Source organism: Leucobacter sp. MMO-125, assembly GCF_037148395.1.
Taxonomy (GTDB): domain Bacteria; phylum Actinomycetota; class Actinomycetes; order Actinomycetales; family Microbacteriaceae; genus Leucobacter.
In genome coordinates this window covers 521,428-542,475 of the sequence record NZ_JBBCTL010000003.1, presented here as the reverse complement: position 1 = coordinate 542,475, position 21,048 = coordinate 521,428, and the positions used below count along the sequence as shown (strand labels likewise).

The following is a 21,048-nucleotide window of genomic DNA, read 5'->3' as shown; positions in this document are numbered from 1 at the left end:
TCTTTGCCGCTTCGGTGGGACTCTGATCTGATAGTTGAAGGCGATTAGGCAGACAGCACACTTACTTCTGCGCCCCCGCTGCTCTTCGGAGCGGCGGGGGCACTTTTCGTGTGCCTGAAGAGGCGGGTGCCCCGGTCTTCGGGGGAAGACCCACATCGCAGCGTCCACGAAATGGGGTGGGAATCCGGAGCACCCTAAGTGCACAGTACTCCAAGTTTTGTGTGGCTCTCAGCATTCTTGGCAATCCGGATCATCTAGAGCCACTACCAGGGATAGCCCGCCGATACTCTCAGCGGCCTTCGCTGTTTGGGTGCGCGCTCAGTGTCTAGTTCGCGCCGTCGGTATCGGCACCGTACTCCTCAACTTGAAGGCGCAGCGAGGACTCGTCTTTGGCGCTTGAAGCGGGATCGTGGAGCGAAGTGTCGATCGTTGAGACGGCGATCGGGAACCCTGCCCCGAGCAGCAGAACGACGCGAGAAAGCTGCTGGCGTCCGTTGATATAGCCAGAGAACTCGGCTAGCTCCGCGGCTCCGTGGGCATACTGTGTTTGTTTCACCCCGAACGCGGGGTTCCCGTACTCTTCGAAATTCATGTGGGGTCTCGAGGCTGCGGCATGCGCCAGTTCGAGGACCGCATCTGCCACGTTGTCCGAAACATCAATGGTCAAGTTTCCGTAGTGAACTCGTTTCATGCCGTCAACCATATGCAAAAGCGCCGTCGCGCTAGAGGGGGCTAGCTGGGGGTGAATGCAGGCGATAAGATTCTCCGGCGAGCTCTGAGGCCAGCGGCAGAGGAACCCCCGTTCAGATCTTCACGTTTTCCTCCGGGTGTGGGAATCTAGGGTCATGGGACTCATGTTGTACGGCGGGAATCGCTACTCATTCGAAGATCGACAACTCGCGCACATCAAAGTTGCGCTGCAGAGAAAGCTCCGCAAACAGGAGTGCTTCCTCATGAGTTGGACGGTGGAACCCTCGGACGGCAGTGGTCGCGTGTCCTTGTGGATGTCGCCTGCGATCCCGCTCGCTTTCCACTTCTCGGGCAGCAGACAGCCGGTCCTCAACGAGGAGTGGCTCGCGGTGCTCGAGCACACCTCGCATACGCCTCGCGGACTCGTACTCATTCCGGAGCAAGACGCTGAGGCTCTCGCTCAGAAGCTCAAGAAAAAGTCCCAGCAGGGCATCACGCAGGCCTGAGGTGTTGTCGCCTACCTACGCCGGAACGCATTCGCGTCGGCTTTCACAGCTCAGCTTCTCATCAAGTCAGTGGGTGTCCCGATGGGTCATATGATCTACGGCGGCACCCGTTATGAGTTCGAGGATCGGCAACTCGCGCACTTACAGCTCGCCCTGGAACGTTCGTTGTCTCGGCACGGGAGCTTTCGCATGAGTTGGTTTCCGGCCGCTGACGAGGATACTCAGAAGACGTCGTTGTGGATGACGCCTGATGTCGCACTCGACTTCGAATACGGAGACTCCACGCCTCCGCAGATCAACGAGGCTTGGGTCGCGATCATGGAACGCGCTTCCCACACACCGCTCGGACTGGTCTTGATCTCTGAATCTGACACCGCCGAGGTCATTGAGCGATTGATTCAGGAAATTTCCTCACAGGCGCCCCGGGATGGCCTATGGGCAAGCGTGCGGGAAACATGACCCGGGGCACCCTGTAGCAGATCGTAAGGCGGCCTGGCCCAGTCGGCGATCCCTTCCCATCACTACCGCCGTCATGAGAGGCTGTGCCGCTCCACCGGCTTGTGCCGCTGATCCCATGACCGCCATGTCACCGCGGCGGCCATCTGCAGGCTCGGAAAATACCCGACCAAGGCGCGATCGTCGGGATTCTCGTCGCCGGTCACCGACCGCCACAGCAGCGCAGACGGCCTCCCGATCCGCACTCGACGGATGATCGCGATTCGGAGAGCACCGTCGTACATCCACGCCTCCCCATCGCTCACGCGCGTCAGCGTCATCAACGGACTCCACGGCATCCCACCCATGCGGGGAGACTAGGCCGCGCCACCGACATTCACGCTCTGGCTGCGCAGAGTGTGGGCAAAATGTGGGCAAAGGCGCAAATCGGCACGATCTCCACAAACAGATAAGCCCCCGACTTCCCAGTGTTTACTAGGGGAGTCGGGGGCTTATCTCTGTTGTTCCTCTGGCGGAGACGGGGGGATTTGAACCCCCGGTCAGGTTTAAGCCCGACCCTTCATTAGCAGTGAAGTCCGTTCGGCCGCTCCGGCACGTCTCCATACGCGAACAACGTCACCCATTCTAACCGGACGATCGGGCCCATCGGAAATCGCCCGGGTTCAGCGCCCATCCACCGAGCCCATCGCACGCTCGTACACCTCGACCAGGCGCTCGGTCTGGGCCGATTGCAGAAAACGGCGGCCTTCGGCGTCGGGGATGCGCAGCGGATCGGGATCCGCGATCCGCGCACCCTCGCCCCCCGCGCCGCGGGTTGCCGACCGCACGCCGACAGCCAGCTCACCGACGGCGAGCCGCAGCGTGTCGGCGAGCGCGGCCACACTCGCATCGGCGACCCGCCACTCCACCGAGGCGTCAACGTCTTCGGCGATCTGGGGGTCGCAGAAGATGGTGGGCGTGCCGAGCGCGGCCGCTTCGAAGGGGGTGAGCCCCTGCGTTTCGAAGCCCATCGAGGTTTGCACGAGCGCATCGGCGTCGCGCATCGCGGCGAGCGCGTCGCGGTAGGGCACGGGCCCGGCGATGGTGACGCGATCCGCGAGCCCAGCGCGCGCAATCCGTTCGCGCATCTTGGGCAGCAGCAGCCCCGCCCCGTGCAGCACGACGTCGGCGTCGATGTCGGCGAGGGCGATGGCGTCGATGAATTCGAGCACTCGCTTTTCGTGGCTCATGCGACCGAGCCAGACGAGGCGCGGGCGGCTGCGGGGCGTGCGGGGCGCCGTGATCGCCCCGGCGATCTCCTCGTCATCGACGCCGCCGCGCGTCACTTGCACCTCGCTGGCCACACCATGCCGTTCCAGCTCGTCGGCGAAGTGACGCGATGGGGCGGTGACCACGGTGGCCTCTGCGGCGAGTTCTGCGAGGTAACGCCAGGCACCCTTCGATCGCCTCGCCACCTCGCCACGCGCGCGCCCGAGCACGAGTCGCCGCCACACGCGCAGCCCCCAGAACGCGAGCGGGGCAAGCGGGGTGACCGCACGGGTTCCCTCGTCGACGTGGTTGTGCATCGTGTGCACTACCGGCAGGGCGCCGGGAAGACCGCGCGCGGCCCCGAGCCCGCGGGCGGCGCGCAGCCCGATCATGGCACCCCAGAAGTCGCCTTGCACGTGCACGAGGTCGACGGGAGGCAGCTGCGCGAGCGCCTGGGAGAGCGCCCGGTCGGTGCGGCGGCCCGGCCAGGCGATGCCGTATTCGCGGTCGCGGGTGATCGGTCGTGAGGGCAGGTCGATGTAGGCGTTGTCGCGTGGCGTGTACCCCTGGCGGTGCAGCGCGGGCGCGACGATGGTGACGCGGTGCCCCAGCCGTTCGAGGTATCGCCGCTGCAGGCGGATCGCCACCTGCACGCCGCCGAGCGATTCGGCGTGCTGATCGGTGACGACGAGCACGTGCATGGTCAGGCTTCGCCTCGGTACAGCGCTTCGAAGGTGTCGAGGGTGCGGTCGATGTCGTGCACCTGCACGGCCGCGAGCGATGCACGCTGCATACGCTGGTACTCCTCGGGCGTGAGACTCAGCACTGCTTCGATCTGTTCGGCGAGTTCTCGATCGTTGCCTGCCTGGAAGAGGTGGCCGTTTTCGCCTTCGTGAACGAGGTGCGGCAGGGCCATCGCGTTGGCGGCGACGATCGGCAGCCCGGAGGCCATGGCCTCCATTGTGGCGATCGACTGCAGTTCGGCGATCGAGGCGATGACGAACGCGCTCGCCTCGGTGAGGTGGGCTCGCAGCTGCTGGTCGCTCACGCGTCCGGTGAAGCGCACACGATCCGCGATGCCGAGTTCGGTGGCGAGCTTCTCGAGGTTCTTGCGCTGGTCGCCGTCGCCCACGATGGTGAAGCTGACATCGAACGCGGGGTCGATGCGCGGGATGGCGCGCAGGATCACGTCGATTTCTTTTTCGAGGGTGACGCGGCCGACGAACACGAGCTTGTTCGCGGTGCGCGGTTCGAGGTCGGCGGTGTAGTCGGAGGCGCGCAGGCCGCAGCTGACGGGCAGCACACCACGGCGGTGGGTATTGCGTTCCAGGAAGTCGGCGGCGCGGCGGGTGGGTGTGGTGACTGCCGCGGCACGGGTGAGCACGCGGTCGGCGTCGTTCCATCCCCAGCGCACGAAGACGCGCTTTGCCCGCTCGGGCAGCAGGGTGAAATCGAGCACGTTCTCCGGCATGACGTGGTTGGTGGCCACGATGCGGATGCCGCGTTTGGCTCCTTCTTTCGCGAGCGCACGCCCCACCACGATGTGCGACTGGATGTGAATGACGTCGGGACGCACGGAGTCGAGCAGTCTGCGAGCGTATGAGCGGGCCCGCCAGGGCAGCACGAAGCGCAGCCAGTCGTGCGGGTACCACCGCCAGCTCGTCCACCGGTGCACGGTCATGCGCTCGCCCTCGATGGTCTCCGCGAAGGTGCCGGCGCTGGTCGCACGCTTCGACGGGGCGACGACGTGCACGTCGTGGCCGCGCTGCACGAGGCCGGCTGCGAGACGTTCGGCGAAGCGAGCAGCCCCGTTGACGTCGGGCGAGAAGGTGTCGCATCCGATGAGAACTCGGAGCGGCTGCTGGCGATCGGTGGTGCTCACGGTGTGCGGGAGTCCTTCGGTCGATGAGGCGTTTGCCGGTGGGCGAACGCACTCAAGTGTATGCAGCGTCTCCTCAGAATCGGCGCAGCAGCGCCCCGAGTCGGCGTAGCGGGGAGCTGCGCGGCGCGGCGGTGGCGGATCCGGTCACCTGGTGGAGGGGGCGCCTGGGCCGGGATCACTCGTGTCGGACCCGCGATCCGCATCGGGATTGCGGCCGACACGGGGCCGCAGACGCGGAATGTAGCGCGGGATCCAGCGCGCGAATCCTGCCGCGCCTGCGACCGCGAGCATGCCTGCGACGGCGCTCGCGAGCGGCAGGGACGCCGCGGCGATCGCGGAGACCGCGAGGGGTGCGGTGGCGCCCCCGAGGTCGGTGAGGGTGCGCCAGGCGGCGAGGTAGGGGGCGGGGTTGTCGCGCGGGGCGAGGTCGGCTCCCAGCGTGAGGAGAATGCCGCTCGATAGGCCGTTGCCGATCCCGATCACCACAGCGCAGCCCGTCAGCCACCAGGCCGCGCCGGGGAGATCGTGGGTGGCGGCGAGCACCAGAAAGCTGAGCGCCATCGCGATCATGGCCGGGAGCGCCGCCCAGAGCCGCCCGAAGCGGTCCATCACCTGGCCGCTGGCATAGAACAGTGCGAAGTCGATGGTGCCTGCAATGCCGACGACGAGCGCCACGCTCGTCGCGTCGAGACCGATCGAGACGCCCCACAGCGGCAGCAGCACGTCTTTCACGGAACGCAGGCCTGAGAGGATCGCTGCGGAGCCGCCGATGCGCAGCAGCGGAGCGTGTCCGTGGCGGATCGCGGAGAGCATGCCGTCCGATCCTCGTGGCGCCCCGGCTCCTCGACCGGGGCCCGCCTCGCCGGCAGGGCCGTGCGAGAGCAGCCGCTCGGGGTCAGGGGCAAAGCCCACGAGCAGCGCGGTGAGCGCGAGGCAGACGACGAACGCCCAGACGGGGGCGTGTTGGTCACCGGTGATCCCGAGCAGCCCTGCTGCGAGGAACGGCCCGGCGAATCGTCCGAAGCGGTGGGAGCCGCCGATCAGCGACAGCGCTCTGGCCCGGAACGTGACGGGCACGCGCGTGGTCATGAGGGAGTGGCGCGCTAGCCCGAACGCTGCCTCAGCGAAGCCGATCACGAACGCTGAGGCGCCGAGCACGGCAAGGCCGGGTGCGAGTGCGACTCCGAGGGCCCCCAGGAGGGCAACGCCGGAGGCGATGAGCATCGCGATGCGTTCACCCGCCCGCGCCACGAGCCAGCTGGCCGGCAGGTTGCCGACGAGCCTGCCGACAACCACCGTGGAGGCGATCACTCCTGAGAGGCCCAGCCCGGCCCCCTGCGATACCGCGATGAGGGGCACGATCGGCAGCATGGCGTAGGCACCGAGGGTGAACAGGATTGTCGGCCCGTAGATGCTCGGGGCAAGACGCAGCAGCAGTTCCCGTGTGGCGTTCGACATGTCGCTTCCAGAGTACGCCCACGGTCAGCCACCGTCGGGCGAGTTCGGGCTTTCATCCTCACCGAATAATGCGCTAACACACTGGTCATTTTTAGCCAGTACTCGCAAGGCCTGGTGCCGAATGCATGAGTCGAGCACGCTGGGTGCGTGCCAAACATTCACTCGGAAGCCGCGATAAAGATCGGCCGCCGCGTACGCGAGATCCGCCAGCACCTTGGCATCTCGCTGGAAGATCTCGGCGAGCTCGCGGAGATCAGTTGGACCAGCATCGGCAAGATCGAACGCGGCGTCTCCAGCCCGACTGCCGAAACGCTGGTGCGCCTCGGCACCGCGCTCGAAGTGGATCCGGGCAGTTTTCTGTCAGGCCTCAGCGCTGATGACTACGGTGTGCGCGTGCACCAGATCTCGGCCCGCGACCTCATTCGGGCCCGCGCAGAGCAGGGCACTCCGCGCCGCCGCAAGGCCTGACCACTCTCGATAGTCAGGCCTGACGGCCCTCGCCGGCGCCGCGGTGGGCCGCACTGGCGAGCACACCCAGCTCAGCGACGCATCGCCGACAGCACCGTAAAGGTGCGGTCTCGGGCAACCTCGCGCACCGGGCCGATCTCGCGCTCCACGAGGGGCCGATAGCGCAGGTGCGAATTGAAAACGAGACGCAGCTCGCCACCGAGAGCGAGTGCGCGACGGCACGCGCGGATCAGGCGGTGCGCCACTCCCGCGTGCACCGTCGCCCCCGTGTGAAACGGCGGGTTGAGCAGGATCAGATCCGCCCACCCATCGGGCACGGCTTCAAGAGCATCAGCACGGTGGATCGCCACCCGATCCGCCACACCCGCCTCTGCCGCGGTGAGCCGAGCCGCAGCAACCGCGGCGGCCGACTGGTCTGTCGCGATAACCTCGGCGTCGGGCCAGCGCAGCGCCGCAGAAACGGCCAGCACCCCATTGCCGCAGCCGAGATCAACGATACGGGCGGGCTTCACGCCAGGCCTTTCGGGCACACCCAGCCCTTCGAGCAGCAGCCTGCTGCCGTGATCGAGCGTGGCACCCCCGAATGTCGCCCCGAACGCGGCAACCCGAAACGCGAGCGCAGCATCCGATCCCCACTGCGGAAACGGCGCGGGGCCGATGTCACGCCGCGCGCTCGCCCGCAACACCCGAGCCTTGCGCCACCCGAGCCCCGCCGAGACCTCGCCGAAGGAGCGGCCCAGCACCTCGTTCTGAGCACGAGTCATATGCTTCACGCGCCCGCCGGCGACCACCCGCACCTCGGGATGCGCCCAGCGCGCGATCGACCAGGCGATCTCATCGAGCGCGTCGAGGCCCCGCGGCAACTGCAGCAGCACCAGCCGCGCATCGCGCAGCAGCGACTCGTCGAGCGGGTGCGAGCTGTGCATCCCGGCAAGGCCGAGACGTTCCGCGTTCGCGGTAAGCGCGCGCTCGGCGAGCAGCGGATCCTGGTGCACGCGGATCCGCCGCGCACCGAGGCTCGCCGCACCCAGCGTGAGCGCACCGTGACGGTCACCGATCACCACCAGCTCACCGTCGTCGATGCCGCGCAGCTCATCGGCGACGGTGTCGAGCATCAGCTCATCGGCAGAATCGTAGGCCTGCAACTCAGGAGCATCGAAATCAGGCTCTCGCGAAAGCTGCGCGAAGAGCGCGGTTACGGCTTCCACACGACAACCTCGGCGTTGCGCCGCACGCGGGTGCCGCGGCGCAGGGTGATGACCTCCCCGCCCGCGGCACCGGCAGCGAACACACGCCGCTCGGGCCGCTGCAGCTGCTCCTGAGCGAGCGCTTGTTCGAGCTCGTGCACACGGCCCTCGAGCTCGCGCACCCGATCCTCCAACCGCAGCACCCGGCGGATCCCCTCCAAGCTGAGCCCCTCGGCCGACAGCCGTGACACCTCGCGCAGACGCGCCACATCGTGCAGCGAATAGCGGCGGGTGTTGCCACGGGTGCGCTGCGGCGACACGAGCCCGATTCGGTCGTACTGTCGCAGCGTTTGGGGGTGCATCTCGGCCAGCTCCGCGGCGGCGGCGATCGCGAATACCGGGGTGTAGCGATCCATCTGAGGTTCAGCCATGGGTCTCACCGCTCTCAGCCACGGGCGCGCGACAGAAGATCCTCGCGCGGGTTCTCCCGGGGCTCCACTTCGCGGAAGGCCTCAAGCGCCGCGCGGGCTTCCTCGGAGAGGTGCGACGGCACGACCACCTGCACCTCGGCGAGCAGGTCGCCGGTGCCCTTGGCACTCTGCACACCACGCCCCTTCACCCGCAGCACCCGCCCACTGGGCGTTCCCGGCTGCACCCTGAGGCGCACGGGATCGCCGCCGAGGGTCGGCACTTCGACGGTCGCGCCGAGCGCGGCCTCCGAGAAGGTGACCGGCAGCTTGAGGCGCAGGTTCTGGCCGTCGCGCTCGAACACGGGGTGCTTGCGAACACTCACCGTGAGGATGATGTCGCCCGCGGGCCCGCCGTTCGGGCTCGGCTCGCCCTTGCCGCGCACCTTGATCTTCTGCCCGTCCGAGACACCCGCCGGAATCTTCACCTTCACCGAACCATTCGGGGTCTGCAGCGTGACGGTCTTGCCCTGCACGGCGGTCTCGAAATCGAGCGTGGTCGTGGCCTGGATGTCGCGCCCCGGCTGCGGGCCGCTGCGGCCGCCACCGAACATGTTGAAGATGTCCTCGTAACCCTGGCCGCCCTGTGGGAACCCACCCTGGTAGCTGAAGTTGGCACCGCCGCGACCACCGCCGAACATGCCTCCGAAGATGTCCTCGAAGCCCTGACCGCCGCCCCCGCCTGCGGTGAAGCGGGCGCCGCCAGCACCCATGGCGCGAATCTGGTCGTACTCGGCGCGCTGCTCTTTGTCGGAGAGCACCGAGTAGGCCTCGCTGATCTCCTTGAACTTCGCCTCGGCGACGGCGTCGCCGGGGTTGGAGTCGGGGTGATGCTTGCGGGCGAGCTTGCGGTACGTCTTCTTGAGCTCAGCCTCGCTCGCGTCTTTTGAGACGCCGAGGATCGCGTAGAAGTCTTTCTCGAGCCAATCCTGACTAGCCATCTGCCCCCACCGCCACCGCTACCTTGGCGGGGCGCAGCTCGACGTCGCCGACGCGGTACCCCCGCTCGATCACGTCCAGAACGGTCTGCTGCTCGGTGCCAGGCACGGGCACCTGCGCAATGGCCTCGTGCAGCTGCGGGTCAAAGGGTTCGCCCTTCTCGCCATAGCTCACCAAGCCGAGACGTTCCATAGTGGCGCGCATCTTCTGCGCAATGGTGAAGAACGCGGTGCCCTCGACGAGATCACCGTGCTGCTCAGCGCGGTCGAGATCGTCGAGCACTGTGAGCAGCGGGGTGACCGCCGCGGCCACGGCGCGCTGCTTCTCGAGCTGCGCGTTGGCCTCGGTGCGCTTGCGGTAGTTCGCGTACTCCGCGGTGAGACGGCGCAGATCTTCGAGGTAGGGGTTCTCCTCGGGAGCGGCCTCGGCTGCAGCTGCGTCGGCGGCCTTCGCGTCGGTGCTCTGGTCTGCGTTCAGGATGTCATCGACGGTGAGCCCGTCTTCCTGCGGCACGGGGCCGGAGGCATTCGCCTCCGGCCCCGTCGTCGCAGGAACATCGTCGCGGTTCGGGTCTTCGCCCGGCGTGCGCTGTTCCTGTGCTGCCATGGTTACTTCTGCTCCTCGTCTTCGACGACCTCGGCGTCAACCACGTCGTCATCGTTCGACCCTGCGGCGTCGGCGTCTGCGGCGGGCTGTTCAGCCTGTGCGGCCGCGTAGATCGCCTCGCCGAGCTTGGTCTGGCTCTGGCCGAGCTTGTCGGCAGCCGTCTTCACGGCCTCGTCGTCGTCGCCGGCGAGCGCCTGCTTGAGCGCGTCGAGATCGCCCTGCACCTCAGTCTTGACGTCCTCGGGCAGCTTGTCTTCGTTCTCGGAGATCAGCTTCTCGACCGAGTAGGCGAGCTGCTCGGCGTTGTTGCGCTGCTCGGCCGACTCGCGGCGCTTCTTGTCTTCGGCGGCGTGCTCTTCGGCCTCGCGCACCATGCGCTCGATGTCTTCCTTGGAGAGCGTCGAACCACCCGAGATGGTGATGGTCTGCTCCTTGCCGGTGCCCTTGTCCTTGGCCGAGACCTGCACGATGCCGTTGGCGTCGATGTCGAAGGTGACCTCGATCTGCGGGATGCCGCGGGGTGCCGGGGCGATGCCCGTCAGCTCGAAGGTGCCCAGGTTCTTGTTGTCGCGAGTGAACTCGCGCTCGCCCTGGAAGACCTGGATCGCGACAGAGGGCTGGTTGTCCTCGGCCGTGGTGAAGGTCTCGCTGCGCTTCGTGGGAATCGCGGTGTTGCGCTCGATCAGCTTCGTCATGATGCCGCCCTTGGTCTCGATGCCGAGGCTCAGGGGGGTGACATCGATGAGCAGCACATCCTTGCGCTCACCCTTCAGCACGCCGGCCTGCAGCGCGGCGCCCACGGCGACAACCTCATCGGGGTTGACGCCCTTGTTGGGCTCCTTGCCACCGGTGAGCTTCTTCACGAGCTCGGTGACAGCGGGCATGCGAGTCGAGCCGCCGACGAGCACCACGTGGGCGATGTCGGAGACCTTGACGCCGGCCTCCTTGATCACGTCTTCGAAGGGCTTGCGGGTGCGCTCGAGGAGATCCTTGGTGAGGTCCTCGAACTTGGCGCGGGTGAGCGTCTCGTCGAGGTTGGCGGGGCCGTTCTCGGTGAGGGAGAGGTAGGGCAGCTGAATCTGGGTGCTCGTCGAGTTCGAGAGCTCCTTCTTCGCCTGCTCTGCTGCTTCCTTAAGGCGCTGCAGCGCGATCTTGTCGTTCGATACGTCAACGCCGGTGGAGGCCTTGAACTGATCTGCGAGCCAGCTGACAACGCGCTGATCCCAGTCGTCGCCGCCGAGGCGGTTGTCGCCGGCAGTGGCGCGCACCTGGATCGTGGAGAAGTCGTCGTCCTTGCCCACCTCGAGCAGCGAGACGTCGAAGGTGCCGCCGCCGAGGTCGAAGACCAGGATGAGCTCGTCTTCCTTGCCCTTGTCGAGGCCGTAGGCCAGGGCGGCTGCGGTGGGCTCGTTGATAATGCGCAGCACGTTGAGGCCCGCGATCTCACCGGCCTCCTTGGTGGCCTGGCGCTCGGCGTCGTTGAAGTAGGCGGGAACGGTGATGACGGCGTCGGTGACCTTGTCACCGAGGTAGGTCTCAGCGTCGCGCTTGAGCTTCATGAGCGTACGGGCACTGATCTCCTGCGCGGTGTAGCGCTTGCCGTCGATCTCGTCGCTCTTCCAGTCGGTGCCCATGTGGCGCTTGACGGAGGCGATGGTGCGGTCGACGTTGGTGACGGCCTGACGCTTCGCGGTCTCTCCGACGAGCACCTCGCCATCCTTGGTGAATGCGACGATCGAGGGAGTGGTGCGGAACCCCTCGGCGTTCGCGATGACGGTGGGCTCGCCGCCCTCGAGCACGGCGACGACCGAGTTGGTGGTGCCGAGATCGATGCCTACTGCACGTGACATGTGTTCTCCTTCTGTATGTACTGTTTCGGATCCGTTGCCCACTGCGGGGAGGAATCCGTGGTCCTGACGCCCACGGCGCTCCCCTCAGGGAAGACCTTGAGCCTGATGCACTCAAGTTTACTCGGCGTCGCGCGACAGTCAAGTAGGATTCCGTAAACTTGAGTCGAACACACTCAACTCTCAGGGTTCACCCGCACGCTCCCATCTGTTTGCCATGATCGAGTACAGTGACCCCATGACCGAGACCGCGTCGGATTCCGCGCTGCACGAGAATCATCTGCACGACCCCGCGGCCCCGCAGGTCAAGAAACGCACGATCTTCGCCTGGTCGCTCTGGGATTGGGGATCCGCAGCCTTCCAGGCCGTCGTCACTACCTTCGTCTTCACCGTTTACATCACCTCAGCCGCCTTCGGCCCAGAAGAGCAGACCTCTGTCGCCCTCGGCACCACCCTCTCGATCGCGGGCATCGCCGTCGCACTCTTCGCCCCCCTCTTCGGCAGACTCACCGACGCCACCGGCCACCGCAAACACTCCCTCGCCGTCACCACGGGCATCGTGGTCGCCTGCACCGCCCTCATGGTGCTCGTGGCCCCGGCACCCCAATACTTCATGCTCGGGCTCGTGCTGCTCGCCATCGGCAACATCGCCTTCGAATTCGCAAGCGTCAACTACTACTCGATGCTCACTCAGCTCTCGACGAGCCGAAACGTGGGCCGCGTCTCCGGCTTCGGCTGGGGCATGGGCTATCTCGGCGGCATCGTGCTGCTCACCATCGTGCTCGTCGGCTTCATCCTGCCAGACACCGGCTGGTTCGGGGTAACCAGCGACGGCGGCTGGAACGTGCGCCTCGCCATGGTGGTGTGCGCGCTCTGGTTCGCCGTCTTCGCGATCCCCACCTTCTTCGCAGTGCCCGAGATCTCAGCCGACAGCGACCGCCGGGTCGTAGGCGTCGTCGCCGGCTATCGCGCGATCTTCCGCAGCATCGGCCAGCTCTGGCGCACCTCCCGCCACACCCTGTTCTTCTTGATCGCCAGCGCGATCTTCCGCGACGGCCTCGCCGGTATCTTCACCTTTACAGGCATCGTCGCCTCGCTCTCCTTCGGATTCGAGCCCGCCACCGTCATCATGTTCGCCATCGCGGCAAACGTCATCTCGGGTCTCGCCACCATCCTCGGAGGCGTCGTCGAAGATCGCGTGGGCGCCAAGAACGTGATGACGGTCTCGCTCGTGCTGCTCGTGATCGCGCTCGTGCTGATGTTCGCCCTCGCACCCCTCGGCGCCCCAGCATTCTGGATCGTGGGCCTCTTCGCCACGATCTTCGTGGGGCCCGTGCAGTCGTCGAGCCGCAGCTTCCTCGCCCGCCTCACCCCGCCAGGCAAAGAGGGCGAAATGTTCGGCCTCTACGCCACAACCGGTCGCGCCGTCTCCTTCCTCGCCCCGCTCACCTTCACCATCGCGGTCGCCCTGGGCGGCTCCACGATCTTCGGCATCATCGGCATCGCCCTCGTGCTGCTCGTCGGCCTCGCTCTCCTCCTCCCCGTGCGGGTGCCGGCGAGCTGAGCCCGAGGCAGCCGACAGCTCAAGCCGGCGCACCAACGGCCACACCAGCGCACCGCGCCAGAGCCCCAGCAGCGGTACCCTGGACCGGTGGCACGCCCCGACCTCTCCCCCGAGCAGCTCGCCGTATACGAGCGCATCGAGCACACCCGCGAGCACATCTTCGTGACGGGCCGCGCCGGCACCGGCAAATCGACGATCCTCGGGCACCTCTCTTGGAACACCAGCAAGATCATCGCGGTCTGCGCCCCGACAGGCGTCGCCGCCCTCAACGTGGGCGGCCAGACGATCCACTCGCTGCTGCGCCTGCCCACCGGCATCATCGCCGATCACGATCTCGATCAGCCCGCCGAGCTCAAGAAGATGCTCGCCTCCATCGACACCCTCGTCATCGACGAAATCTCCATGGTCTCTGCCGACCTCATGGACGCCATCGACCGCTCCCTGCGGCTCGCCCGCGGCAAGCGGCACGACCCCTTCGGCGGAGCACAGATCATCATGTTCGGCGACCCGTTCCAACTGCCGCCAGTGCCGCCCCGCGATCCCCACGAGCGCGCATACTTCGCCGACACTTACCGCTCGCTGTGGTTCTTCGACGCGAAGGTGTGGGCGACGACGCCCATGTCGGTGATCGAACTCAACGAGGTGCACCGGCAGCGCGACGACCGCTTCAAGCAGATTCTGGGCGCGGTGCGGCACGGTGTCGTCGCAGAGGATGAGGCGAACGAGCTTAACGCTGCGGGCGCCCGCCCGGCACCGCGCGATGTGATCACCCTCGCCACGACGAACGCGACCGTCAACCGCATCAACGCGGAACGGCTCGCCGAGATTCGCGGCTCATCGCTGCGAGCCGTCGCCGAGGTCAACGGCGAGTTCCGCGAGAACACCTACCCCGCCGACGAGGTGCTCGAACTCAAACCTGGCGCGCAGGTGATGTTCCTGCGCAACGACCCCGACGGGCGCTGGGTGAACGGCACCATCGGCACCGTTTCACGGGTCGACGGCACCGTCTGGGTGGAGGTGGATCGCGAGGAGTTCGAGGTCGAGCCGACAACGTGGGAGCGCTACCGCTACCGCTACGACGCCGAAACGAAGAAGCTCGAAAAAGAGGTGGTAGCCGAGTTCGAGCAGTTTCCGCTGCGCCTCGCCTGGGCCGTCACCGTGCACAAATCGCAGGGCCACACTTACGACGCCGCCGTGGTCGACCTCGGCCCGCGCGCCTTCAGCGCAGGGCAGACCTACGTGGCGCTCAGCCGGGTGCGCTCCCTCGACGGGCTGTTTCTCAGGCGCCCGCTGCAACCGCGCGACGTGATAGTCGACCCCCATGTGGTGCGGTTCTTCGCGGAGCGCGGCACGGAGCAGGGCGCGGCTTCCTGACAGGGGGCGGATCCGAAACCGGATCCGCCACTCGCCGACCCGCCGCCGCAGCCCGGCACCACCCGCGCCCGCGGCTCAGCGGGGTGCGCGCCGTGCACGCCGATCAGGCCCAGCCCGGCCGCGTTCCCAATCAGGCAGCGACGGCGTCGCGAGCCTTGCCGAGATCCCTGAACACAGCAGTGTTGAAGGCATATGCGGCACGCACTTCATCGAGCATGCGCGCCTGCTCATCTGCGTCGAGACCGACGCCGAGCGCATCGAGCGAGGCCCGGTACTCGGTCTTGAAATCGGCCAGCGAACCCAGTGCCTCGAAGTCGTAGAAAGCAATGCCGTCATGATCGAGCCCGTGCTGCTTCGCAACGCGCTTCGCAATCATCTGACCGCCCGACAGGTCGCCCAGGTAGCGGGTGTAGTGGTGCGCGACGAGGCCAGCAGCCCACCCCTCCTCGGCAACCTCGCGGATGCGGGCCGCATAGGCGGCCGTCGCAGGCACCGGGGCGATGCGATCACGCCAGTCGTCGCCGATGAGGTGGCGCAGATCAGCTTCGAGAGCGGGCATGCGCACCAGCCCGGCAACGTTGAACGGCGCGAACGCCGGATCGGCGGCGAGGCTGGCGGCGCTCTCCTCGAGCGCCTCGTACATGAAGAAGTGCTGCGCCACGAGGTCGATGTAATCCTGCAGCGTGCCCTTGCCCCGCATGATGTCCTCCATGAAGGTGGCCCCTTCGCTGTCGGAGTGATCCGACCAGGAGCTTTCACGGATCACCGCGGAGAACGGCTTCTCGCCCGACGCCTCATCCGCATCGGCGGCGTGACGGCCCTTCGGGGCACCGTGCGAGTGGCCCTCGCCGTGGGCGTGTGCCTCGCCGTGGTGCGAAGCGCTGCCGTGCTCCTCCCGCGCGGGCACGCCGAGCTTCTCGCAGGCGGCTTTGTAGAGAGCCACCACCTCGCGGCGGATCTGCGGCCGCTCAGCAATCTCGCCGCCGGGCCAGGGAATCGACACCTCGCGCTCACCCGCGGCGTCGGTCACGAGCCAGACACCGGCCTCACCGGTCACGCCGACCATGCGGCTCGACACCGCATCAGGGGCTGCGAACGCACGGACGATCAGCAGATTGTCCTCCGGATGGTCGCCGTTCATGTGGCCGGTCACTGCGGCGATCACGTCATCTGCAAAGCTCATCACCGTCCCATCTTACTCAGGCAAGCCTTACCTGGTAAGTCGAGCCGCATGACTCCCAGCCGCGCGCACTAGAATCTCGTGTGTTCTTCGTGTTCCGAGCCGAGATTGGCGGTCGAGTTTGATCCCGAGACTTGCACAGCGCACCCGCTTCGCGGCTGTCGCGCTCCTCGCGACCGCCGCACTCGGCCTCACCGCGTGCACCGGCGGGCCCGCCATCTCAGCCTCGAGCGACGTGGCGACCCTCGACAAGGGCCTCGCCAGCAGCATCGACGATGCGATCGCCACCGCGATGCAGCAGAGCGGCTCCACTGAGGCCGTCGTGGGCGTCTGGTCAGGCGACAACGCCTACGTGCGCGGCTACGGTGAAGGCGTCGACGGCAACAGCCTGATCCGTGGCGCGCAAGCCACCCAGCCGGTGCTGTGCGCACTGCTGCTCGACTACGTCGCAGAAGGCACCATCAAGCTCGACCGTCTCGTTGAGAAAGACCTCACCCGCCTATCCGGCATCGACGACATCACCTACGAACAGCTCTGCGGCATGACCTCAGGGCTCGCCGATTTCAAAGCGACCATCGCCGATATCTTCGTCAATAACCCCACCCGCCCCTGGCCCGACCAAGAACTCATCGCCCAGGGCCTCGCAGGCTCGCCGCTCCCCTGGCCCGGCCGCGACGTGAACATCTCCGACACCAATGCGCTCGTGCTCTCCCGCGCCCTGCACGTGAAAACCGGCGAAGACATCTCCGACCTGCTCAAAGCCAAGGTCTTCGAACCGGCAGGCATGGGTTCGAGCTACTTCCCCAATCTCTCCAGCACCACGGTGAGCGGTAACACGCTCTCCGGCCTCGCCTACCCGTCGAGCGGCGGCGCGCCCGTCTGCGAAGCCGGCGTCGCTGAAAAGCCAGAGGTCTCGCCCTCCATGCTCGGAGGCGCAGGTGCCACAGTCACCACGGTCACCGACCTCAAGAACTTCTACGAGCACTACCTCGACGGCACGTTCGGCGGCGCAGCCTCGAAGCGCATCACCGAAACCGTGCCCCTCCAGAACCCCGAGCGCGACGCCGAAGGCAACCCCACCAGCGAACCCGACACCGCAGCAGGCGAATGGGCCTTCGGCATGGAGAAGATCGGCGCCCTCTACGGGCGCAGCGGTGCCATCACGGGCACGCTGACAGCCGCCTACCATGACCCCGAGTCCGGGTTCTCGGTGGTCGTAGCGCTCAACAACTCCTCTGCGGGAGCCGCCTTCGTCAAGACACTCGCCTTCGAACTTGCCGCGCTCGCGACCGAGGCGGGTGCCGGCCCCGAACTGCCGTGGACCGCAGCCGACCAGACCGCAGCACTCGCCAGCGCCGCGATCTGCCAGGCGCCACCAGAGGAAGAAGCCACCGAGTAGCAGGCGGCAGGCGATCACGCCGCGCACTGCTATAGTTGGTGCGGCGCTATCGCCCTGGGATCGTCGTCTAATGGTAAGACATCAGCTTCCCAAGCTGAGAACGCGGGTTCGATTCCCGTCGGTCCCTCCACTTCAGAAGGCCCGCTTCGGCGGGCCTTCCCCCGTTTCACAACCTCCGGGAACCCTCAAGAACCCGAAACCGTCGTCGCAAGCTCCTCCGGCGGCATAGCCGCGCAACGCTAACGCGTTGCACCAAGCGGCTGGCCGGGGTTCGATTCCCGTCGGTCCCTCCACTTCAGAAGGCCCGCTTCGGCGGGCCTTCCCCCGTTTCACAACCTCCGGGAACCCTCAAGAACCCGAAACCGTCGTCGCAAGCTCCTCCGGCGGCATAGCCGCGCAACGCTAACGCGTTGCACCAAGCGGCTGGCGGGATGGGAGAATGGTGACCATGTCTTCACGGGAACACTCCGCACACACGCCGCTCGAAATCGGCGAGACGATCGAACTCGACGTCACCGGCATCGCCCACGGCGGGGTGAGCGTCGCCCGGCACGAAGGGCGTGTCGTGTTCGTCTCGGATGCGATCCCCGGCGAGCGAGTGCGTGCCCGAGTGACCGATGCGAAGAAGAAGTCATTCGCGCGCGCCACTACGGTCGAGGTGCTCGACGCCTCCGCCGATCGCCGCGACCACGTCTGGGCCGAGGCCGCGATCGACCGCGATCCTGAGGATCGGGCGGGCGGTGCCGAGTTCGGCCACATCTCGCTGGAGCGCCAGCGTGCGCTCAAGGCCGAGGTGCTGACCGATGCGATGCGCCGCTTCGGCGACGTCGAACTCGCCGCCGAAGAGGGTGAAAACCTCGCCGAAGCGCTGGCCGAGCTCGTCGAGCCGGCACCCGGCGACGAGGAGAACGGCGGCCTCGGCTACCGCACGCGCGTTCGCTTGCACGTCGACCCCGAAACGGGTGTGGTCGGCCCCTACGCGGCGCGCAGCCGTCGTGTGATCCCGGTGGAGTCGCTGCCGCTCGCGAGCGAGGGCATCGCGCAGATCGCGCCGCTGGGCGATCTGATGCCCGGCGTCGCGACCGTCGACCTGATCGCGCCTGCCGCGGCAGATCCGCGCATGTTGATCGGCCTCGCCGGCGAGAAGACTCGCGCCGGTGAGAACGACACGATTCATGAGCTGGTGGAAGATCGGGGCTTCCTCGTGCGCGCCGGCGGTTTCTGGCAGGTGCACCGTGAAGCGCCCGCGGTGCTGTTCACCGCGGTGCGTGACGCGATCGCCGAGCTCATCGATGAGGGCCGCTTCGACCCCGCGGCGGGCAACCTTGATCTCTATGGCGGTGCCGGCCTGCTGGCTGCTGCGATGGCTGAGGCTGCGGGCCCCGGCGTCAAGGTGACCACTGTGGAGGCTGAGCCCGGAGCCACCGATGACGCCGCCGAGAACCTGTCGGAGCTGGTGGGGGCGCTTGCACTCACTGCCCGCGTGGATCGGCATCTCTCCGAGTTGCTGCGGGCGTCGGCCCCGGTGCGCGACAGGCTGCGTCGTGGCACGGTGGTGCTGGATCCGCCCCGCTCGGGTGCGGGCGGCGGCGTAACGGGGCAGCTCATCGAACTCGCCCCGGCGAACATCGTGTACGTGGCATGCGATCCGGTGGCGCTCGCCCGCGACACGAAGACGCTGCGCGAGTCGGGGTACGAGCTGACCGGCCTGCGCGCCTTCGACATCTTCCCGCACACCCACCACTTCGAGAGCCTCGCGACCTTCCAGCGCGCGTAGCGGAGATACTGAGGGGTGCTTCGCGCCCCTCAGCCACGCGGCAGCGGATCAGCGCGTCAAGCTGCCTGAGATCCGAGGGCGGATCGCGGTGGATCGTGGCCTACTGCGCGCTGACTCGCACCACACCCGTCATCTCGGGGTGCACAGAGCAGTCGTAGGCGAAATCGCCCGCCTTCTTGAACACGTGGGTGTAGCTGCCCTCGGTCATGAGCTCGCTCACGAAGCTGCCGTCGGCTGCGACGACGTCGTGCTCGGCAGTGCCCTCGAACACCCAGCGCACGGCGGTGCCCGCTGCGATGTCGATCTCGGCAGGCACGTAGCGATTGTCGATGATGTGCACCACGACGTCGGTCTCGACGTCGTCAGACGGCACCGCCGCAGGCTTCGACGCAGAGCACGCCGTCAGGCCGACGAGGGATCCGACGCCGAGCGCGCCAAGCACCACGGCGCGGCGGGTGATCGCTGAGGTTTCACGGAACACTGTGCAACTCCTGGGGTTGGGAAGCGGGGGTCGCTCGCACCCGCTCAGTGGCGGTGCAGGGCGCGAGCGGCGTCGGTGATCGCACCGGTCATCGACGGATACACGGCGAAGGCCGAGGCGACCTGGTCGACGGTGAGGCGATGCTCGACCGCCAGTGCGAGCGAGAAGATGAGCTCGCTGGCGCGGTGTGCGACGATGACGCCGCCGATCACCGTGCCCGAGGCCTTCCACGCGAAGAGCTTGACGAAGCCGTCGGTGAAGCCGATCATCTTCGCGCGCGGGTTCACGCTGAGCGGCACCGTGTGGGTGACGTGCTGGGCGAGGCCCTCGGATTCGGCGAGGGTGCGCTCGTTCCAGCCCACGGTTGCGATCTCGGGGTAGGTGAAGACGTTGGCTGCGACATTGCGCAGATCGATCGGGCGCACGAAGTCGCCGAGCGCGTGCATGATTGCGGTGCGCCCCTGCATGGACGCCACCGAGGCCAGCGGGAAGAAGTCGGTGCAGTCGCCTGCGGCGTAGATGGAGGGCACCCCCGTGCGGGCCACCTTGTTGACGCGGATGTGCCCGCTGTCGGTGAGCTGCACCCCCGCCTCTTCGAGACCGAGACCGCGGGTGTTGGGGATCGAGCCGACAGCCATGAGGCAGTGCGAACCCTCAATGGTGCGACCGTCGGAGAGCGTCACGACAACGCCGTCGGCGCTGCGCACGACAGAGTCGGCTCGCGACTTCGACATGACGTTCATGCCGAGGCGCTTGAACTCACGCTCGATCACGGCGGCAGCGTCGGGGTCTTCGCCCGGCAGCACCTGCTCGCGGCTGGAGACGAGCGTCACCTCGGCTCCCAGGGTGCGGTAGGCGTTGGCGAACTCGGCCCCGGTGACACCCGAACCGACCACGATGAGATGCTCGGGGATGGCGGGCAGGTTGTAGAGCTGCTTCCACGTGAGGATGCGCTCGCCATCAGGCTTCGCCGAGTCGAGTTCACGGGGGCTGGATCCCACAGCGACAACGATGGTGTCGGCCTCGACCCTGTCGAAGTCGGTGCCGCCGTCGCCGGCCGCCGTGGAAACGAGCACCGCACCGGTGCCGTCAAGGCGGCCCTCACCCTGCACGACGCGCACCCCAGCGGTCTCAAGGCTCTGCAGCATGTCGACGGACTGCGCGCCGGCCATGGCGAGCAGGCGCTTGTTGACGGCTGCGAGGTTGACGGCGATCTCGGGCCGCACAGGCTTGCCATCGCCGCCCGGCACGAAGGCCTGGACGCCGAGACGACCTGAATCGCGCACCGCCTGCACACCGCCGGCTGTTGCAATGAGGCTCTTCGAGGGCACGACATCGGTGAGCACCGCGGCCCCGCCCACGCCGGCGCGCTCGATCAGCGTGACTTCGGCGCCGAGCTGGGCACCCGCGAGCGCCGCTTCGTATCCGCCTGGGCCGCCGCCGAGCACAGCGATCCGATGCTTCCGTTCATACGCTTTCGCCATGCCTTCCATCCTAGGCGCTGCGCCCTGCGTTCGCC

General features: G+C 67.2%; 20 protein-coding genes and 2 tRNA genes. 8 read left to right on the top strand and 14 right to left on the bottom strand.

The window, feature by feature from the left end:
* Positions 1–325: 325 nt before the first annotated feature.
* Complete coding sequence (locus WFI54_RS10150) at positions 326–691, bottom strand: hypothetical protein (RefSeq protein ID WP_336652669.1); 366 nt, start codon at positions 689–691, stop codon at positions 326–328.
* A gap of 154 nt (positions 692–845) precedes the next feature.
* Between WFI54_RS10150 and WFI54_RS10145 the strand changes: the two genes are divergently transcribed.
* Both WFI54_RS10145 and WFI54_RS10140 read left to right on the top strand, forming a co-directional pair.
* The gene (locus WFI54_RS10145; protein ID WP_442918874.1) at positions 846–1,196 is read left to right on the top strand and encodes a DUF7882 family protein; all 351 of its coding nucleotides are present in this window, start codon (positions 846–848) and stop codon (positions 1,194–1,196) included.
* 81 nt (positions 1,197–1,277) lie between these two features.
* Positions 1,278–1,655, top strand: a complete 378-nt coding sequence (locus tag WFI54_RS10140; RefSeq protein ID WP_336652667.1) for a DUF7882 family protein — start codon at positions 1,278–1,280, stop codon at positions 1,653–1,655.
* 71 nt (positions 1,656–1,726) lie between these two features.
* Here the strand turns inward: WFI54_RS10140 and WFI54_RS10135 are convergent, their stop codons facing one another.
* The 5 genes from WFI54_RS10135 to WFI54_RS10115 form a co-directional block, all read right to left on the bottom strand.
* Entirely contained in the window at positions 1,727–1,972 is a 246-nt protein-coding gene (locus WFI54_RS10135) for a hypothetical protein (protein WP_336652666.1), read from the bottom strand.
* 189 nt (positions 1,973–2,161) lie between these two features.
* Positions 2,162–2,253 (bottom strand) — tRNA-Ser (locus WFI54_RS10130).
* Between the two features lie 61 nt (positions 2,254–2,314).
* Positions 2,315–3,601 (bottom strand): glycosyltransferase, encoded by a 1,287-nt coding sequence (locus WFI54_RS10125; RefSeq protein WP_336652665.1) that lies wholly within the window; start codon positions 3,599–3,601, stop codon positions 2,315–2,317.
* A gap of 2 nt (positions 3,602–3,603) precedes the next feature.
* Positions 3,604–4,782, bottom strand: a complete 1,179-nt coding sequence (locus tag WFI54_RS10120) for a glycosyltransferase (protein WP_336652664.1) — start codon at positions 4,780–4,782, stop codon at positions 3,604–3,606.
* A 144-nt stretch (positions 4,783–4,926) separates the two neighbouring features.
* The gene (locus tag WFI54_RS10115; RefSeq protein ID WP_336652663.1) at positions 4,927–6,240 is read right to left on the bottom strand and encodes an MFS transporter; all 1,314 of its coding nucleotides are present in this window, start codon (positions 6,238–6,240) and stop codon (positions 4,927–4,929) included.
* 147 nt (positions 6,241–6,387) lie between these two features.
* Here WFI54_RS10115 and WFI54_RS10110 point away from each other — a divergent pair, with 147 nt between their 5' ends.
* Complete coding sequence (locus WFI54_RS10110; RefSeq protein WP_336652662.1) at positions 6,388–6,708, top strand: helix-turn-helix domain-containing protein; 321 nt, start codon at positions 6,388–6,390, stop codon at positions 6,706–6,708.
* 71 nt (positions 6,709–6,779) lie between these two features.
* Here WFI54_RS10110 and WFI54_RS10105 read toward each other — a convergent pair whose 3' ends face one another.
* The 5 genes from WFI54_RS10105 to dnaK are packed head-to-tail and all read right to left on the bottom strand — an operon-like array spanning position 6,780 to position 11,757.
* The gene (locus tag WFI54_RS10105; protein ID WP_336652661.1) at positions 6,780–7,916 is read right to left on the bottom strand and encodes a class I SAM-dependent methyltransferase; all 1,137 of its coding nucleotides are present in this window, start codon (positions 7,914–7,916) and stop codon (positions 6,780–6,782) included.
* Positions 7,904–8,326, bottom strand: a complete 423-nt coding sequence (locus WFI54_RS10100; protein WP_336652660.1) for a heat shock protein transcriptional repressor HspR — start codon at positions 8,324–8,326, stop codon at positions 7,904–7,906. Before WFI54_RS10100 ends, WFI54_RS10105 begins: the two co-directional genes overlap by 13 nt.
* Before the next feature lie 14 nt (positions 8,327–8,340).
* Positions 8,341–9,303, bottom strand: coding sequence for a DnaJ C-terminal domain-containing protein (locus WFI54_RS10095; protein WP_336652659.1), 963 nt, complete (start codon positions 9,301–9,303; stop codon positions 8,341–8,343).
* Entirely contained in the window at positions 9,296–9,907 is a 612-nt protein-coding gene (locus WFI54_RS10090; RefSeq protein ID WP_336652658.1) for a nucleotide exchange factor GrpE, read from the bottom strand. Before WFI54_RS10090 ends, WFI54_RS10095 begins: the two co-directional genes overlap by 8 nt.
* A gap of 2 nt (positions 9,908–9,909) precedes the next feature.
* Positions 9,910–11,757 (bottom strand): molecular chaperone DnaK, encoded by a 1,848-nt coding sequence (gene dnaK / locus WFI54_RS10085; protein ID WP_336652657.1) that lies wholly within the window; start codon positions 11,755–11,757, stop codon positions 9,910–9,912.
* 235 nt (positions 11,758–11,992) lie between these two features.
* Between dnaK and WFI54_RS10080 the strand changes: the two genes are divergently transcribed.
* Together WFI54_RS10080 and WFI54_RS10075 are read left to right on the top strand one after the other, a co-directional pair.
* Complete coding sequence (locus tag WFI54_RS10080) at positions 11,993–13,318, top strand: MFS transporter (RefSeq protein WP_336652656.1); 1,326 nt, start codon at positions 11,993–11,995, stop codon at positions 13,316–13,318.
* An 87-nt stretch (positions 13,319–13,405) separates the two neighbouring features.
* A complete protein-coding gene (locus WFI54_RS10075; RefSeq protein ID WP_336652655.1) occupies positions 13,406–14,692 on the top strand; it encodes an ATP-dependent DNA helicase in 1,287 nt (428 codons plus the stop codon).
* A gap of 130 nt (positions 14,693–14,822) precedes the next feature.
* Here the strand turns inward: WFI54_RS10075 and WFI54_RS10070 are convergent, their stop codons facing one another.
* A complete protein-coding gene (locus WFI54_RS10070) occupies positions 14,823–15,875 on the bottom strand; it encodes a biliverdin-producing heme oxygenase (protein ID WP_336652654.1) in 1,053 nt (350 codons plus the stop codon).
* Positions 15,876–15,993: 118 nt separating this feature from the next.
* Here WFI54_RS10070 and WFI54_RS10065 point away from each other — a divergent pair, with 118 nt between their 5' ends.
* The 3 genes from WFI54_RS10065 (at position 15,994) to WFI54_RS10055 (ending at position 19,048) form a co-directional block, all read left to right on the top strand.
* Entirely contained in the window at positions 15,994–17,271 is a 1,278-nt protein-coding gene (locus WFI54_RS10065; protein WP_336652653.1) for a serine hydrolase domain-containing protein, read from the top strand.
* A 56-nt stretch (positions 17,272–17,327) separates the two neighbouring features.
* A tRNA-Gly gene (locus WFI54_RS10060) sits at positions 17,328–17,401 on the top strand.
* Positions 17,402–17,710: 309 nt separating this feature from the next.
* Complete coding sequence (locus tag WFI54_RS10055) at positions 17,711–19,048, top strand: class I SAM-dependent RNA methyltransferase (protein WP_336652652.1); 1,338 nt, start codon at positions 17,711–17,713, stop codon at positions 19,046–19,048.
* A 100-nt stretch (positions 19,049–19,148) separates the two neighbouring features.
* Here WFI54_RS10055 and WFI54_RS10050 read toward each other — a convergent pair whose 3' ends face one another.
* On the bottom strand, positions 19,149–19,529 hold the full coding sequence (locus WFI54_RS10050) for a cupredoxin domain-containing protein (protein ID WP_336652651.1): 381 nt from the start codon (positions 19,527–19,529) through the stop codon (positions 19,149–19,151).
* 44 nt (positions 19,530–19,573) lie between these two features.
* The gene (locus tag WFI54_RS10045; RefSeq protein ID WP_336652650.1) at positions 19,574–21,013 is read right to left on the bottom strand and encodes an NAD(P)H-quinone dehydrogenase; all 1,440 of its coding nucleotides are present in this window, start codon (positions 21,011–21,013) and stop codon (positions 19,574–19,576) included.
* Positions 21,014–21,048: the final 35 nt, after the last annotated feature.

Excerpts from the sequence above, each read along its gene's own strand:
- WFI54_RS10150 (WP_336652669.1), bottom strand. The coding sequence starts at position 691 with ATGAAACGAGTTCACTACGGAAACTTGACCATTGATGTTTCGGACAAC.
- WFI54_RS10145 (WP_442918874.1), top strand. The coding sequence starts at position 846 with ATGGGACTCATGTTGTACGGCGGGAATCGCTACTCATTCGAAGATCGA.
- WFI54_RS10140 (WP_336652667.1), top strand. The coding sequence starts at position 1,278 with ATGGGTCATATGATCTACGGCGGCACCCGTTATGAGTTCGAGGATCGG.
- WFI54_RS10135 (WP_336652666.1), bottom strand. The coding sequence starts at position 1,972 with ATGACGCTGACGCGCGTGAGCGATGGGGAGGCGTGGATGTACGACGGT.
- WFI54_RS10125 (WP_336652665.1), bottom strand. The coding sequence starts at position 3,601 with ATGCACGTGCTCGTCGTCACCGATCAGCACGCCGAATCGCTCGGCGGC.
- WFI54_RS10115 (WP_336652663.1), bottom strand. The coding sequence starts at position 6,240 with ATGTCGAACGCCACACGGGAACTGCTGCTGCGTCTTGCCCCGAGCATC.
- WFI54_RS10100 (WP_336652660.1), bottom strand. The coding sequence starts at position 8,326 with ATGGCTGAACCTCAGATGGATCGCTACACCCCGGTATTCGCGATCGCC.
- WFI54_RS10095 (WP_336652659.1), bottom strand. The coding sequence starts at position 9,303 with ATGGCTAGTCAGGATTGGCTCGAGAAAGACTTCTACGCGATCCTCGGC.
- WFI54_RS10090 (WP_336652658.1), bottom strand. The coding sequence starts at position 9,907 with ATGGCAGCACAGGAACAGCGCACGCCGGGCGAAGACCCGAACCGCGAC.
- dnaK (WP_336652657.1), bottom strand. The coding sequence starts at position 11,757 with ATGTCACGTGCAGTAGGCATCGATCTCGGCACCACCAACTCGGTCGTC.
- WFI54_RS10080 (WP_336652656.1), top strand. The coding sequence starts at position 11,993 with ATGACCGAGACCGCGTCGGATTCCGCGCTGCACGAGAATCATCTGCAC.
- WFI54_RS10070 (WP_336652654.1), bottom strand. The coding sequence starts at position 15,875 with ATGAGCTTTGCAGATGACGTGATCGCCGCAGTGACCGGCCACATGAAC.
- WFI54_RS10055 (WP_336652652.1), top strand. The coding sequence starts at position 17,711 with ATGGTGACCATGTCTTCACGGGAACACTCCGCACACACGCCGCTCGAA.
- WFI54_RS10045 (WP_336652650.1), bottom strand. The coding sequence starts at position 21,013 with ATGGCGAAAGCGTATGAACGGAAGCATCGGATCGCTGTGCTCGGCGGC.